The organism is Silvimonas iriomotensis (genome assembly GCF_014645535.1).
GTDB classification, from domain to species: Bacteria; Pseudomonadota; Gammaproteobacteria; order Burkholderiales; family Chitinibacteraceae; genus Silvimonas; species Silvimonas iriomotensis.
Window position 1 is genome coordinate 285,640 of sequence record NZ_BMLX01000001.1, and the last position, 15,016, is coordinate 300,655.

Annotated in this window: 9 protein-coding genes; 7 read left to right on the forward strand and 2 right to left on the reverse strand. The window is 60.4% G+C overall.

The window, feature by feature from the left end; all coding sequences use genetic code 11:
* Nucleotides 1-48: 48 nt before the first annotated feature.
* Both rsgA and IEX57_RS01295 read right to left on the reverse strand, forming a co-directional pair.
* Nucleotides 49-1,128 (reverse strand): ribosome small subunit-dependent GTPase A, encoded by a 1,080-nt coding sequence (rsgA, locus tag IEX57_RS01290; protein ID WP_188701529.1) that lies wholly within the window; start codon nt 1,126-1,128, stop codon nt 49-51.
* Between the two features lie 1,311 nt (nt 1,129-2,439).
* Nucleotides 2,440-4,458, reverse strand: a complete 2,019-nt coding sequence (locus IEX57_RS01295) for an NADPH-dependent 2,4-dienoyl-CoA reductase (protein WP_188701531.1) — start codon at nt 4,456-4,458, stop codon at nt 2,440-2,442.
* 471 nt (nt 4,459-4,929) lie between these two features.
* On the opposite strand from IEX57_RS01295, the gene IEX57_RS01300 reads away from it, so the two are divergent.
* From IEX57_RS01300 to IEX57_RS01330, 7 genes are all read left to right on the forward strand, one after another.
* Nucleotides 4,930-6,417 (forward strand): efflux transporter outer membrane subunit, encoded by a 1,488-nt coding sequence (locus tag IEX57_RS01300; protein WP_188701533.1) that lies wholly within the window; start codon nt 4,930-4,932, stop codon nt 6,415-6,417.
* A gap of 153 nt (nt 6,418-6,570) precedes the next feature.
* Entirely contained in the window at nt 6,571-7,701 is a 1,131-nt protein-coding gene (locus IEX57_RS01305; RefSeq protein ID WP_188701535.1) for an efflux RND transporter periplasmic adaptor subunit, read from the forward strand.
* Between the two features lie 130 nt (nt 7,702-7,831).
* Entirely contained in the window at nt 7,832-10,942 is a 3,111-nt protein-coding gene (locus IEX57_RS01310; protein ID WP_188701537.1) for an efflux RND transporter permease subunit, read from the forward strand.
* A gap of 194 nt (nt 10,943-11,136) precedes the next feature.
* Nucleotides 11,137-11,955, forward strand: coding sequence for an alpha/beta hydrolase (locus tag IEX57_RS01315; RefSeq protein ID WP_188701540.1), 819 nt, complete (start codon nt 11,137-11,139; stop codon nt 11,953-11,955).
* A gap of 244 nt (nt 11,956-12,199) precedes the next feature.
* Nucleotides 12,200-12,928: a glutathione peroxidase gene (locus IEX57_RS01320; protein WP_188701542.1), complete on the forward strand. Its 729-nt coding sequence runs from the start codon at nt 12,200-12,202 to the stop codon at nt 12,926-12,928.
* A 160-nt stretch (nt 12,929-13,088) separates the two neighbouring features.
* Nucleotides 13,089-14,504, forward strand: coding sequence for a dihydrolipoyl dehydrogenase (locus IEX57_RS01325; protein WP_188701544.1), 1,416 nt, complete (start codon nt 13,089-13,091; stop codon nt 14,502-14,504).
* A gap of 245 nt (nt 14,505-14,749) precedes the next feature.
* On the forward strand, nt 14,750-14,953 hold the full coding sequence (locus IEX57_RS01330) for a hypothetical protein (protein WP_188701546.1): 204 nt from the start codon (nt 14,750-14,752) through the stop codon (nt 14,951-14,953).
* The last annotated feature ends 63 nt before the right edge of the window (nt 14,954-15,016 follow it).

Here is a 15,016-nt window from a genome sequence, read left to right on the forward strand (position 1 = left end):
TTTGTGCAAAAGAAGGGCGCGCCCGCAGCGCGCCCGTGTGGTTCAGGCTTAGCCGCCGCGTTTTTCCCGGCTACGGGCCGCCCCGGCCTTGCCAATGGCTTTCCAGCGCGCGGTTTCTGCCTTGCGTTCCAGCGCCGTCTGCTGGCCTCGCCGGGCCTCACGGATCAGCTTGTGATAGTTGTGCAGACGGTCGGGCGAAACTGCATCGCGCACTGCGCAGCCGGGTTCGTCCTGGTGCTGGCAATCCCGGAAATGACAATGCGCCGCCAGTTGCTCGATATCGTCAAACCCGGCGTTGATGCCGGCTTCATCGGTATCAGGCCGCCAGGTGCGCAGGCCGGGGGTGTCGATGATGCACGCGCTGCCAGGCAAACGATGGAGCGAGCGCGCCGTGGTGGTGTGCCGCCCGCGCCCGTCGCCCTTGCGTACGCCGCCAGTGGCTTGCATCTCCGCCTCGCTCAGCGTGTTGGTGAGGGTGGATTTACCCGCACCGCTACTGCCCAGCACCACCAGCGTCTGGCCTGCGCCCAGCCACGGCGCCAGCATTTGCCGTGTGGCCGCATCCAGCCCGTTGATGGCCAGGATGGGCGTATCGGCCGGCAAGCGCGTCTGCAGCAGGGTCTGTTTGTCCTGCGCATCCGGGCTGATATCGGCCTTGGTCAGGACGACCACCGCCGTCACGCCCGCCGCGCGGGTAAACGCGACATACCGCTCCAGCCGGCGCGGGTTGAAGTCCATGTCCAGCCCCATGACCAGCAAAGCCGTATCGACATTGCTGGCCAGCGGCTGGCGCCGGCCATCGTTGGCACGCCGAGCCAGGTGGGTGGCGGGCGGCAATTGCTGGCAAACCCAGCGTTCTCCCAGGGCGTTGGTTTCTGCGATAACCCAGTCGCCCACCGCCAGCGCCGTGGCCCGGGCATGCAGCGCCTCGGCCAGCCTGGGCAGAACGCGGGCGTTGTGTTCTTCGTGTCCGTCATGCAGCGTGAGGCAGTCGCGCTGGATCTCCGTCACACGCAACAGCGCGGCGGGCAGGGCGGGTTGTTCATCAAGAGTGTAAAGCTGATTGACCACGGTCTGGTTCAGGCCAATCGATTGCAGTTGCGGATAGTCGAAAGCGACTTCAAGCATGGTGTCCGTCATTCCTGTTCCGGTCTGCCCGCGACGCGCGCAGGCGCACGCTGCGCATTGATCGCGCAGCAACGAGATAGGGGATAGGTCGGCCATGCCCAAGGTGGGCGAGAAATCGTGGCGGGCTGTCAGCGCATGCCGTCACATGCCAGAAACACGCAATGCGTGATGGCAGGCGGACAACAGCAGCAGGACTTCAGTTCAGGGTAAAGACAGAGCGCCCGCTCAGGCGTTGACCGACAGGAGGGCAAGATCAGTTTTACGCATCTTTTGGTGCTCCTGTGGTTGGGGGTGGAGGCGCTACTGTGCGCTTTGGGGGGTGGGGTTGTCAAAGGTGGTTGTGGGTGGAGTGTGGTTTGTGCGACTGGCGTTGGGGTGCTGGTGTGGGGTCTTTGCGGTTGTTAGCGCCTGACGGCGCGGTGGTTTTGATACCGGCGGTGGCCGGAGCACGTTACTTTCTTTTGCTTCGCCAAAAGAAAGTAACCAAAGAAAAGGCGACCCCTGCGACGGCGCCCTTCGGGTTCCCTGCGCTTCTCGCAAAGTCCGGCTGGCTCCAGGGAACTCGCTTCGCTCAAACACCCTTACGCCGAAACCCCGGACTTCGCTGCGATGCTCGGCGCAGTCAAGGGGTCCAACGTCAAAGGCAACGGCAACCCGCAAATCAACGGCAACTTCAAAAGCAACTTCAGAAGCAGCCCCAAACCCGCAAACCATCCGCACGCAAGAATGACGGGTTTAGCCCACCACTTCGTCATTCCTGCGAAGGCAGGAATCCAGCCTGCAGCCCAGCGGGCTGCTTTCGGCGGATTATCACCAATGTCTCGCGTTGATCTTGTGGCACTTGCAAGCACCGCAGCTGGATTCCGGCCAAGGGGGCCGCCGAGGTCCGGAATGACGAGTCAGTGGGGGCGCGTGTTGAATTTGCCGTTGCCGTTGCCGTTGCCGTTGCTTTCAGGTTTCAGGTTTCAGGTTTTGTCGTTGTCGTGGCGTTTGCCGTTGCTTTTTGGGGTTGCCGCTGCTTTTGACTTTCCTCCCCCATTAAAGCCAAGCGCCGAGGGCGTGGAGGGAGACCTTAGGCTCCCGACCAACCGAGGGAAGCCCGGAGGGCCGCCCGGCTGGGGTCGCCTTTCTTTGCCTACTTTCTTTGGCGAAGCAAAGAAAGTAGGGTGGGCCCGGCACCCCGGGTATCAAAAGCCTTTCAACCCCGCGCCGTCAGGCGCTAACACACGCTTTTCTACCACCACACCCCATAAAAAAAGCCCGGCATACCCGCCAGGCCTCTTTCAAAAACCCACCCAAAAACCAACTAGATTACAACGCCATCGCCACCTTCATCCCACCAGCAATCGCGCGCCGCGCATCAATCTCCCGCGCTTCTTCTGCGCCGCCAATCAGATGCGCTTTCACACCGCGTTCAGTCAGCGCGTCAAACAGATCGCGCACCGGTTCCTGACCGGCACAGATCACCACATGATCCACCGGCAGACATTGTTCTTCATCCTTCACGCGGATATGCAAACCGGCGTCATCAATGCGCAGGTACTCCACGCTGCCCACCAGGTTGACCTTGCGGTGCTGCAGCGTCAGGCGGTGAATCCAGCCGGTGGTTTTGCCAGGGCCGGCGCCGGGTTTGCCGGGGCGGCGTTGCAGCAGCCAGATTTCGCGTGTCGGCGTGTGGCCTTCGGGGGCGATCAGGCCGCCGGGGGCGGTAATGGTCTGGTCGATACCCCATTCAGCCAGATAGCGGGCAATGTCGGTTTCGTGGTGCGTTTCGTTCTGTTCTGAGAGGAACACCGCCGTATCCACGCCAATACCGCCGGCGCCGATGATAGCAACGCGCTGGCCCACCGTCACTTTGCCATGCAGTACATCGGGGTAGCGCACGGCTTTGGGGTGGTCGATGCCTGGAATGGCCGGTTCGCGCGGTTGTACGCCCGTGGCGATGACGACGTCGTCAAAGCCGGCCAGATCATCCACGCTGGCGCGGGTATTGAGTTTTACCTTCACGCCACGGCGTTCGACCAGCTTGCTGTAGTAGCGCAGGGTTTCCTTGAATTCTTCTTTGCCCGGAATCTGGCTGGCAATGCGGAACTGGCCGCCCAGCGCGTCGCCGGCTTCAAACAAGGTGACGTCGTGGCCGCGTTCTGCGGCCGTGGTGGCACAGGACAAACCGGCCGGGCCGGCGCCAATGACGGCGACGCGGCGGCGGGTAGAGACGGGTTTGATGATCCATTCCGTCTCGCGGCAGGCGCGCGGGTTGACGAGGCAACTGGCGGCCTGGCCCTGGAAAATCTGGTCCAGGCAGGCCTGGTTGCAGGCAATACAGGTATTGATTTCGTCAGCTTTGCCGGCGGCAGCTTTATTGACGAAGTCTGAATCGGCCAGCAGCGGGCGCGCCAGCGAGACCATGTCGGCAATGCCGCTGGCCAGGATGTCCTCGCCAATCTCGGGTGTGTTGATGCGGTTCACGGCGATCAGCGGCACTTTCACATGCGGGCGGATTTGCACCGTCACCCAGCTGAAGGCCTTGCGCGGCACGGCGGCGGCAATGGTCGGGATACGTGCTTCGTGCCAGCCAATGCCGGTGTTGATCATGGTCACGCCAGCGGCTTCCAGCGCTTGCGCCAGCTCGATGGCCTCGGCCAGCGTGCCGCCGTCTTTGACCAGATCCAGCATCGACAGCCGGAAAATGATGATGAAGTGGTCACCGGTGGCAGCGCGCACGGCTTTGACGATTTCCAGCGGCAGGCGCATGCGGTTGGCAAAGCTGCCGCCCCAGTCGTCATCGCGCTGGTTGGCGTGCAGGCTCAGAAACTGGTTCAGCAGATAGCCTTCCGAGCCCATGATTTCCACGCCGTCGTACCCGGCTTGTTGCGCCAGGGTGGCGGTGTGGGCGAAGTCGGCGATGGTGCTGTGGATTTCGGCATCGGTCAGCGCGTGTGGCGTGTAGGCGGAAATCGGAGAGGCAATGGCGCTGGGGCCCACGCACTCGGGGTGATAGCCATAGCGGCCGGCGTGCAGGATCTGTAAACAGATATGGCCGTTTTCAGCGTGTACGGCGTGGGTGACTTCGCGGTGGCGCGCTACGGCGGCAGCGTCGTTCAGCATGGCTGCATCGGCGTAAATCTGGCCGGCCGCGTTGGGGGCAATGCCGCCGGTCACGATCAGGCCCACGCCACCTGCGGCGCGCTCGGCGTAGAACGCGGCCAGTGCCGACAGACTGTCGTGCTGCTCCTCAAGCCCGGTATGCATGGAGCCCATCAGCACGCGGTTACGCAGCGTGACAAAGCCCAGGTCGAGCGGTTGCAGCAAGTGTGGGTAGGCAGCCATTGCAGAATCCTCGCATCATGTATTTGCCGGCCTTGCGCAGTGTAGTTGTCTGGCCGGGTGCTACATATTAAAACGATTGTTTGAATTGGTCTGCTCATTCTTGGGCGAATGTGCCGGGCAAGCCACTAAGGATTTTCCTGAGTGCCCCCGTTTAATGTAGATATCTGGCGGGTTGCTGGCGGGCAGGGCGGGGGTGTGTGTCACCGGTGTTACATCCGCTTGCACAGAAATTTCGCCAGATTGCAAGTCATATCCCCAAAAATATAATCAATAAAAATATATTTGCTGGACGGTACAGTCTAGACGCGCCCCAACTGACTCATTATGATGCTGTTCTTATTACGGGCTGATCGCGTGCCCGCTGTCGCAATGTCGGTCAGGCGCAAGCCGCTTGCCGGTTTTGTTCCTCTGCTGATCTGGGCTTTACCCAAGCACTCCAGCCGGGCTGATCGTACTTTCGGGATTGTCATGATGCGTGTAGTGCCTCGCCGTTTTCTCGTCGTTCCCCTTGTCGCCATGATCGCCGGTTGTGCGGTCGGGCCTGACTTCAAATCGCCGGATGCCCCGGCCGCCCAGCGTTACAACCAGGTGCCTGTTGCTGCACAAACGGCCAGCAGCAAAGGTCTTGATGGCGCTGCCCAGCAGATTGTGGCCGGCCAGATCCAGGATGACTGGTGGACGCTGTTTGGCTCTGAAAAACTCAATGCGCTGGTGGCGGAAGGCCTGTCGCACAGCCCTAACCTGGATCAACTGAAAGCCACGTTGCGTCAGGCTCAGGAAAACTATAACGCCCAGTACGGTTCAACTGTCTTCCCGCAGGTTGACGGTTCTTTGAGCGCGTCGCGTAATCGCATCTCTGCGGCGACGTCCAATGCGGGTGGGTCGTATATCTATAACCTGTACAACGCATCGGTGAATGTGTCGTACACGCTGGATGTTTTTGGCGGCAATCGTCGCGAGCTGGAAAGCTCTGCCGCGCAAGTCGATTCGCAGCAATTCCAGCTGGAAGCCGCGCGCCTGACGCTGGCGGGCAATATCGTCACTGCAGCCATTACCGAGGCCTCGCTGCGCAAGCAGGTTGAGGTGACGAAGCAGCTGATCGACCTGCAGCAGTCCCAGCTGGATATCCTGCAAAAGCAATTCAAGCTGGGTGCGGTATCGCAAGCCGATGTGTCCACCCAGCAAACCCAAGTGGCCACCATCAAGGCGTCGCTGCCTGACCTGAACAAGTCGCTGGCCCAGTCGCGCACGCAACTGGCGGTATTGCTGGGCCGCACGCCGGATAACGGTACGCCGGAACTGGCGCTGGAAGACCTGCACCTGCCGACCGATCTGCCGGTCAGCCTGCCGTCTGAGCTGGTCCGCGCCCGTCCGGATATCCAGGCCTCTGAAGCGCTGGTTCATGCGGCAACCGCCCAGGTAGGTGTCGCTACGGCCAATCTGTACCCCAAGATCACCCTCACCGGTTCTTTGGGTCTGGCCTCGCAAAGCTTCAATACGGTCAGCTTTGGCAATGATGGTCTGTGGAGCATTGGCGCGGGTCTGACCCAGCCCTTGTTCCATGGCGGTTCGCTGCGCGCGCAAAAGCGGGCGGCAGAAGCCGGGCTGGATGCCGCCCTGGCGCAGTATCGCCAGGTGGTGCTGAACGCTTTCAAGAATGTGTCTGACAGCCTGCAGGCGCTGGATCAGGATGCGCAAGCGCTGCAAGCGCGCGTGGATGCGGCCGATGCGGCCAAGCGTTCGCTGGACTTTACCCAGGCACGTTTCAAGCTGGGTGGCACCTCGTTTGCCGCATTGCTGATTTCGCAACTGCAGTACCAGGAAACCCAGTTGAACATGTGGACGGCCAGCGCTGCACGGCTGACCGATACCGCCGCACTGTTCCAGTCTGTGGGTGGCCCGGTCAAGGCCGATACCGCCGTGGCCAACGCCGCGAGCGCACCGGCTGCTGGCGGCTGAATACAGTAGCAATCAATCAATACGTGACACGACGTGTCGTGACGGGAAGAGCAAACCTGTCATGACTGGTGGAGCCGGGTACGGCCAATCAGGCTGTATCCGTCCGGGAAAGAATCCGTAATCGTAGTACCCAAGCCTTCGGGGAGAATTTGTATGACCAAGCGCATGATTATCATGCTGGTTGTTGTCGGGGTGATTTTTGGGGGCATTTTTGGCTTCCAGGTCTTCAAGGGAATGATGATCAAGAAGTACCTGAGCGGGAACAAAGCACCGCCGGTGACCGTGACTGCAACCCACGTGGGTGTGCAGCCGTGGCAACCGACGCTGTCCGCCGTGGGTACGCTGCGCGCCGTGCGCGGTGTTGATCTGTCCAGCGAAGTAGCCGGCCAGGTGCGCGAAGTGCTGCTGCAGTCGGGCACGTTCGTGAAAGCGGGTCAGCCGCTGGTCAAGCTCAATGACGATACCGAAGTGGCGCAACTGAAGTCGCTGCAGGCTTCGGCTGATCTGTCTGCCACCACCCTCAAGCGCGACAAAGCCCAGCTCGAAGCCCAGGCCGTGGCGCAAGCCGTGGTAGATGCTGACGTAGCCGACCTGAACAGCAAGAACGCGCTCGTGGCCCAGCAACAAGCCGTGATCGCCAAGAAAGTGATCCGTGCGCCGTTCGCGGGCAAGGTGGGTATCACCACCGTCAATCCGGGTCAGTACATCAACCCGGGCGACAAGCTGGCGACGCTGCAGACCGTTGACCCGATCCTCGTGGACTTCCTGGTGCCGCAACAAGCGCTGCAACAGCTGAAGATCGGCCAGAGCATCAGCGTCAAGAGCGATGCCAATCCGAAGGCCAACTACACCGGCAAGATCACGGCGATTGATGCCAAGGTTGATCCGTCGACCCGCAACATCCAGGTCGAAGCGTCGGTCAGCAACCCCAAGGGTGATCTGCTGGCGGGCATGTTTGCCACCGTGAATGTGTCCACGCAAGAGCCGATCAAGTACCTGACGCTGCCGCAAACAGCCGTGAGCTTCAACCCGTACGGTGAAGTGGTATTCCTGATCACTGAAGGCAAGGACAAGGACGGCAAGCAAGAGCTCTCCGTCAAGCAAACCTTCGTGACTGCGGGCCAGACCCGTGGCGATCAGGTGGCGATTACCGGTGGCCTGAAAGAGGGCGACTACGTGGTCACCAGCGGTCAGCACAAGCTCAAGAATGGCAGCACGGTCATTGTGAACAACAAGCAGGCACCGTCCGACAACCCCAATCCGCAAGTGGGTAACGAGGAATGATGTCGCGGGCTGCGGCGCAGGTCGCAGCCTGTTCCTGACCAGCAAGACCTGGCGGCGCACCACAAGTACGCCGTCGGGGCAGAAAGGCTCTCTGTCTGCATGACGCAGATAGATTACTGAGGTTAGCCAGATGCGCTTTACCGATATTTTCATACGCCGGCCCGTGCTGGCGACCACGCTCTCCCTGCTGATTCTGGTGCTGGGTTTGCGTTCGCTGGATCTGTTGCCGATCCGGCAGTATCCCAAGACCGAAAACGCGGTGATCACGATCTCCACCACCTATACCGGCGCTGATCCGGAACTGGTGGCTGGCTTTATCACCACGCCGCTGGAGAACTCTGTTGCCCAGGCCGAGGGCATTGATTACATGACCTCGACCAGTACACAGGGTAGCTCCGTCATTACGGCTAACCTGCGACTGAACTACGACGGCAACAAGGCGCTGACCGAAATCACCTCCAAGGTGAACGCGGTGCTGAACCAGTTGCCGCAGGGCTCGCAGCAGCCGGTGATTGCCATCTCGGTCGGTGACACCATCGACTCGATGTACATCGGCTTTTACAGCAAGGCCTTGCCGCCCAACAAGATCACCGACTACCTGATCCGCGTGGTGCAGCCCAAGCTGCAAGCCGTGGACGGGGTGCAACAGGCGGAAATCCTGGGTGAGCGCCGCTTTGCCATGCGCGTATGGACCGACCCCAAAAAGCTGGCCGCCTATGGCGTGACGGCTGCGGATGTCTCCAACGCCTTGCAGGCCAACAACTTTATCTCTGCCGTGGGCCGTACCGACGGCAATATGGTGACGGTGAACCTGACGGCCGATACCGGTCTGCATTCTGCTGACGAGTTCAACAACCTGATCGTCAAGCAAAAGGGCGGCGCCATTGTGCGTCTGTCTGATGTCGCCAATGTCTCGCTGGGGTCGGAAGACTACAACACCCAGGTGGGCTTTGACGGCGTGCAGGCGGTGTATATCGGGATCAAGGTGGCGCCGAACGCCAACTTGCTGACCGTGATCGACAACGTCCGCAAGACCATGCCGGATGTGCAAAGCCAGTTGCCGGAAGGGCTGCAGGGCACCATCGTGTATGACGCCACGAAATACGTGAACAGCGCCATTCATGAAGTGATCTGGACCCTGGGCGAAGCGCTGTTGATCGTGACCGTGGTGATTTTCCTGTTCCTCGGCTCGTTCCGCTCCGTGATCATTCCGGTGATCGCCATGCCGCTGTCGCTGATCGGCGCGTTCATGATCATGCTGGCGCTGGGCTACACCATTAACCTCTTGACCCTGCTGGCGCTGGTGCTGGCGATCGGTCTGGTGGTCGATGACGCGATTATCGTGGTGGAGAACGTTCACCGGCACATTGAAGAAGGCTTGTCGCCATTCCAGGCCGCCATCAAGGGCGCGCGTGAACTGGCCGGCCCGATCGTCGCGATCTCGGTCGTGCTGATTGCGGTGTATGTCCCGATCGGTTTCATGGGCGGCCTGACTGGCGCGCTGTTTACCGAGTTTGCCTTTACCCTGGCGGGGGCCGTAGGTGTGTCGGCCATCATCGCGCTGACCCTGTCGCCGATGATGTGCGGCCGCTTTTTGAAGCCGCATGACCCGGAACACCCGGAAAAGCTGGCGCAATGGCTGGACAAGCAGTTCGAAAAACTGCGTAACCGCTATGAGCGTTCGCTGCGTGGTTCGCTGGACTATCTGCCGGTGGTGGGTGTGTTCGCGCTGATCATCCTGGTGAGCATCTACTTCCTGTTCATTACCTCCAAGAGCGAACTGGCACCGCAGGAAGACCAGGGGATTGTGATTACCATGAGCACGGGCGCGCCGAATGCCTCGCTCAAGCAGACCCAGCAAGACGCAGTCCAGGTCTTCAACATCTTCAAGGGCTTCAAGGAGACGGACCACGTCTTCCAGCTGACCGGTGTGTCGGGTCTCAATACCTCCATTGGCGGTATGGTGCTCAAGCCCTGGGATGAGCGTAAAACCACGGCGGACAAGATCCAGCCGCAGGTTCAGCAAAAGCTGGGCGAGATCGCCGGTGCGCAAGCTGCGGCCTTCCAGCCGCCGCCGCTGCCAGGTGGTGGTGGTGGTCTGCCGGTGCAGTTCGTCATCAACACGACCAATGACTTCCAGCAGTTGAACGAAGTGGCGCAAGAGATGATGGCCAAGGCCCGTGCCAGCGGCGTGTTCATCTACATGGACGTTGACCTGAAGTACGACAAGCCGCAAACCGAGATCAGCTTTGATCGCGACAAGGCTTCGCAACTGGGTCTGTCGATGAAAGACCTGGGTGACTCGCTGGGTGCTGCGCTGGGTGGTGGCTATGTGAACTACTTCAGTCTGGCTGGCCGTTCGTACAAGGTCATCCCGCAAGTGGGCCGCGACGACCGTCTGAACCCGGATCAATTGCTCGATTACCACATCACCACTTCGACCGGCGATACCATTCCGCTGTCGACCGTGGCCAAGGTTAAGACGACAGTGATTCCGCAGCAGCTGAACCACTTCCAGCAGATGAACTCCGCCACGATCTCTGGCGTGCCGTTCCCTGGTGTGACGGTGGGTCAGGTGATCCAGACCATGCAGGGCATTGCCAAAGACACGTTGCCGCAAGGCTATACCGTGGACTACGGCGGCCAGTCGCGTCAGTTTGTGCAGGAAAGCAGCGCGCTGATCGTGACCTTCGTGTTTGCGCTGATCATCATTTTCCTGGCGCTCGCGGCGCAGTTTGAAAGCTTCCGCGATCCGCTGATCGTGATGGTGTCCGTGCCGATGTCGATCTGCGGTGCCATGATCTTTGTTTCGCTGGGTATTGGCGGCGCCAGCTTGAATATCTACTCGGAAGTGGGTCTGGTGACGCTGATCGGGTTGATTTCCAAGCACGGTATCCTGATTGTGGAATTTGCCAACCAGCAGCAAAAGCTGGGTCACAGCAAGCGCAAGGCCATTGAAGATGCCGCCGGTATCCGTCTGCGTCCGATCCTGATGACCACCGCCGCCATGGTGCTGGGCGTGCTGCCGCTGATCCTGTCCTCGGGTGCTGGCGCGCTGGGCCGCTACAACATGGGTTTGGTGATTGCCACCGGTATCGCCATTGGTACGCTGTTCACGCTGTATGTGGTTCCGGCCATTTACATGATGCTGGCCGCTGACCACAACGCCGCTGCGCACCAGGAAGAAGATGAGCAAATCCGTGCGCTGGATGAAGGCACGGCAGGCCAGAGCGCGCACTAAGCTGCTTAAGCCTGACGCAACAGAAAACCCCGGCCACGCCGGGGTTTTTTTATGTCTGCAAGCGTGACCGGGTCTGCGTTTCAATGGCGCTGCAGCTGCCAGCATGATCTGACTTGCGTTTCAATGCCCAGGCCGCAACGGCCATGCCTAGGTCATCTGCATCCCGTCCGCATATTGCGGACTACAATCACCGCATGACCCGACCCGAACACACGCTGTACCAGTACAACTGGCCAGTGGCCAATGCCCGCAAAGCCATCATGATTGCCCATGGCCTGGGCGAGCATGGCGGCCGTTACGAGCACGTCGCCCGCTGGTTCAACCAGCATGGTTACGCCGTGCGGATTTATGACCACTATGGCCACGGCAATAGCCCCGGCGCGCGGGGCTCGCTGCTGCATGCCGATATGCTGCTGGATGACCTGCGCAGCCAGTTCAACGCCTGGGAGGCCGAACTGGGCTTTACGCCGCTATTGCTGGGCCACAGCATGGGCGGTCTCGTTGCGGCAGCGGCAGTTACCGGCAAATGGGTGCGGCCGGCTGGATTGATCCTGAGCTCGCCCGCGTTGCGCACATGGCTGGGCAAACCGGTACAGGCGCTGGCCTGGGCGCTGGCGCACACGGTGCCGCGTTTGCCCATGCGCCGCAAATTTCCCAATCACAAGCTGTCGCATGATCCTGCGGTAGGGCAGGCCTTTCTGGTCGATCCGCTGCGCCACGCCAGAATGACTCCCAGACTGGCGCATTTTCTGCTGGCCACCGGCAACCGGGTACTTTCTGAAGTGCATGATCTGACGGTGCCCACGCTGTTGCTGGTGGCAGGCGATGATGAACTGGTTGACCCCGCCGGCAGCCGCGCGTTTGCCGCCAATGCCCCGGCTGGCGTGGTCACGCTGCATGAGTTTGCCGAGCACTATCACGAACTCTTCAACGAACCCGACCCCTACCTGCAGGATGTGCTGGGTGCCGTGCTCACCTGGCTGACGACCTTGCCCGCAGCTATTCAGCGCTGAATGCAAGCCTTGCGGCAAGCCGGTTTGTGCCGTCGCGGGGTGTACATATGACTGGCACTTGCCGGCTGGTGGTGTTGTCCCACTTGTGGGCGGCAAAAGGACGATAGCAATAATCTATGCCTGATGATTGATCGATATTTTCTATCGATTTATTTGTAACAATAAATTGGATCAATCGAACGGGCGTCGGCATACTTCGTCCATCGCATCAAACAACACAACCGACCAGCAAGGAGTAATCACTATGCAATCTCGTGAAGGCCAACGCGTACCCAATGTCACTTTCCGTGTTCGTGAAAACAACGAATGGAAAAACGTGACCACCGACGATCTTTTCAAGGGCAAGACCGTGGTGCTGTTCTCGCTGCCGGGCGCGTTCACCCCGACGTGTTCTTCTACCCACCTGCCGCGTTACAACGAACTGGCGCCGGCTTTCCGTGAGCAAGGCGTGGACAGCATCCTGTGCGTGTCCGTGAACGATACCTTCGTCATGAACGAATGGGCCAAGGATCAGGAAGCCCAGAACATTGTGATGGTGCCGGACGGCAACGGTGAATTCACCGAAGGCATGGGCCAGCTGGTCGACAAGGCCAACCTGGGTTTTGGCAAGCGCAGCTGGCGCTACTCCATGCTGGTGAAAGACGGCGTGGTGCAAAAGATGTTCATCGAGCCGGAAAAAGAAGGCGATCCGTTTGAAGTGTCCGACGCTGACACCATGCTCAACCACATCGCCCCGACAGCCAAAAAGCCTGATCAGGTTGTAGTGTTCTCCAAGGTGGGTTGCGCTTTCTGCGCCAAGGCCAAGGAACAACTGACCGCCGCCGGTTACGAGTTCGTGGAAGTGCCGCTGGACAACAAGGTGCGCGGCAAGGTTCTGGGCGCGGTGTCCGGCACCATGACTGCCCCGCAAGTCTTCGTGAACGGCAAGCTGATTGGCGGTTCTGAAGAAGTGGCAAAGTTTGTCGCGGCTTAAGTTGCACCGGTAAGTCTCTGTCTGAACGGGCGGTCATCGCACCGCCCGTTTTTCCCTCCCCAGTTTGCAGACCACAGCGCATGACATTGCGCCGTGCGGTGTGGCCTGCGCGCTGAAAAATCGCACTGCGTTATTGACCAATCAAAACAAGGGGCCCGACATGACCAATCAGAACAAGATCATCACTACCGATGTTGCCATCATTGGTGCCGGCACCGCTGGCCTAGCCGCGTACCGCGCCGCCATTGCCGGTGGCAAACGCGCCTTGCTGATTGAAGGCGGCCCGTACGGCACCACCTGCGCCCGCGTTGGCTGCATGCCTTCCAAACTGCTGATCGCCGCCGCTGAAGCCGCTCACGAAGCGCGCCACACTGCGCCGTTCGGGGTGCATATTGATGGCGAAATCCGCATTGATGGCCGTGAAGTGATGGACCGCGTCAAACGCGAACGCGACCGTTTTGTCGGCTTTGTGGTCAAGAGCGTGGATGGCATTCCGGCTGAGCACAAGCTGGCCGGCTTTGCGCGCTTTGTTGATAACACCACGCTGCAGGTGGGGTTTGATGGCGGCGAGCAAACGCTGGTTCAGGCCAGCCGTGTGGTGATTGCCAGCGGCTCCAGCCCGGCGGTGCCGGATGCGTTCAAGGTGTTTGGTGATCGCCTGATCATCAATGACGACGTATTCAACTGGGATACCCTGCCGCAAAGCGTCGCCGTATTCGGCCCGGGTGTGATCGGTCTGGAACTGGGTCAGGCCTTGTCGCGCCTCGGGGTGAAAGTGCGTCTGTTTGGCGTGCGCGGCGGCGTGGGCCCGCTCACTGATCCGCAAGTGCGTGACTACGCCAAAAGCGTATTCCAGAGTGAGTTTGCCTTTAACCCGGATGCGCAGATTGAACAGATGGCGCGCGAGGGTGATCACGCCGTGATCAGCTTCCGTGACCCGAACGGGGATCTGATTACCGAACAGTTTGAATACGTACTCGCCGCCACCGGCCGTACGCCCAATGTGCGCGGTCTGGGGCTGGAAAACACCGGCCTGGCGCTGGATGCTCGTGGCGTGCCGCTGTTCAATGCGGACACCACGCAATGCGGCAACTCGCCCATCTTTATTGCCGGTGATGCCAACAATTTCTTGCCCTTGCTGCATGAAGCCACCGACGAAGGCAAAACCGCGGGCACTAACGCCGCCACCTGGCCAGAAGTGAAACCAGGCCTGCGCCGCGCCACCATTGCGGTAGTGTTCTCTGACCCGCAGATCGCCATGGTGGGCCAGCGTTTTGCTGATCTGGCGCCCGGCAGTTTTGCCACGGGTGAAGTCAGTTTTGAAGATCAGGGCCGCAGCCGCGTCATGCTGCGCAACAAGGGCCTGATGCATGTCTATGCCGACAAGCAGACCGGCCGTTTCCTGGGGGCAGAATGGATCGGCCCGCGCGCCGAGAACATTGCCCACTTGCTGGCCTGGGCGGTGCAACAACAACTGACCGTGCCGCAAATGCTGGATATGCCGTTCTACCACCCGGTGGTGGAAGAGGGCCTGCGGACCGCCTTGCGGGATGTGGCGGCCAGGCTCACGGCCTGAGGCCAGACCGGTTTTTTTGATCAACCCTTGATACGGGCGCTTCGAGCGCCCGTTTTTTTTGGGGGGTAGCCGCACCTGTCATGGCTGTTTATGGCGGTGCGTGCCTTCGGTCATACGGAAATGACAAATGAGTATGTCCGGCTCAGGCTGACAACTGTAACCGGTGCGGGCTGATCGTGCGGCAGGGGTTGCCTGCGCGATGATGTTGTCAGCTGGCCTCGTCATGCGCCGGCAAGGAGGGCATCATGCGTACCCCGTCTAAATCACTCCAGTCATTGAACCTGTTGGTGGCCGCGTCGGTGCTGGGGAATATGTCCGGCCTGTACGCCCAGCGCGAATGGGTTACGCCGGGCAGAAAGATGCTGCCGGATGTCGAACGGCCGTTTCCACAAGAAGATGAAACCGGGCTCTGGCTGAGCCTGGAGCACACGCCAGGCTTGCGCCACTAGGGCGCTGGCAGCGGGATGATCCCGCCTGCGGGGGCTTTTGCCGCAGGGCGCAATGAAGGCTGA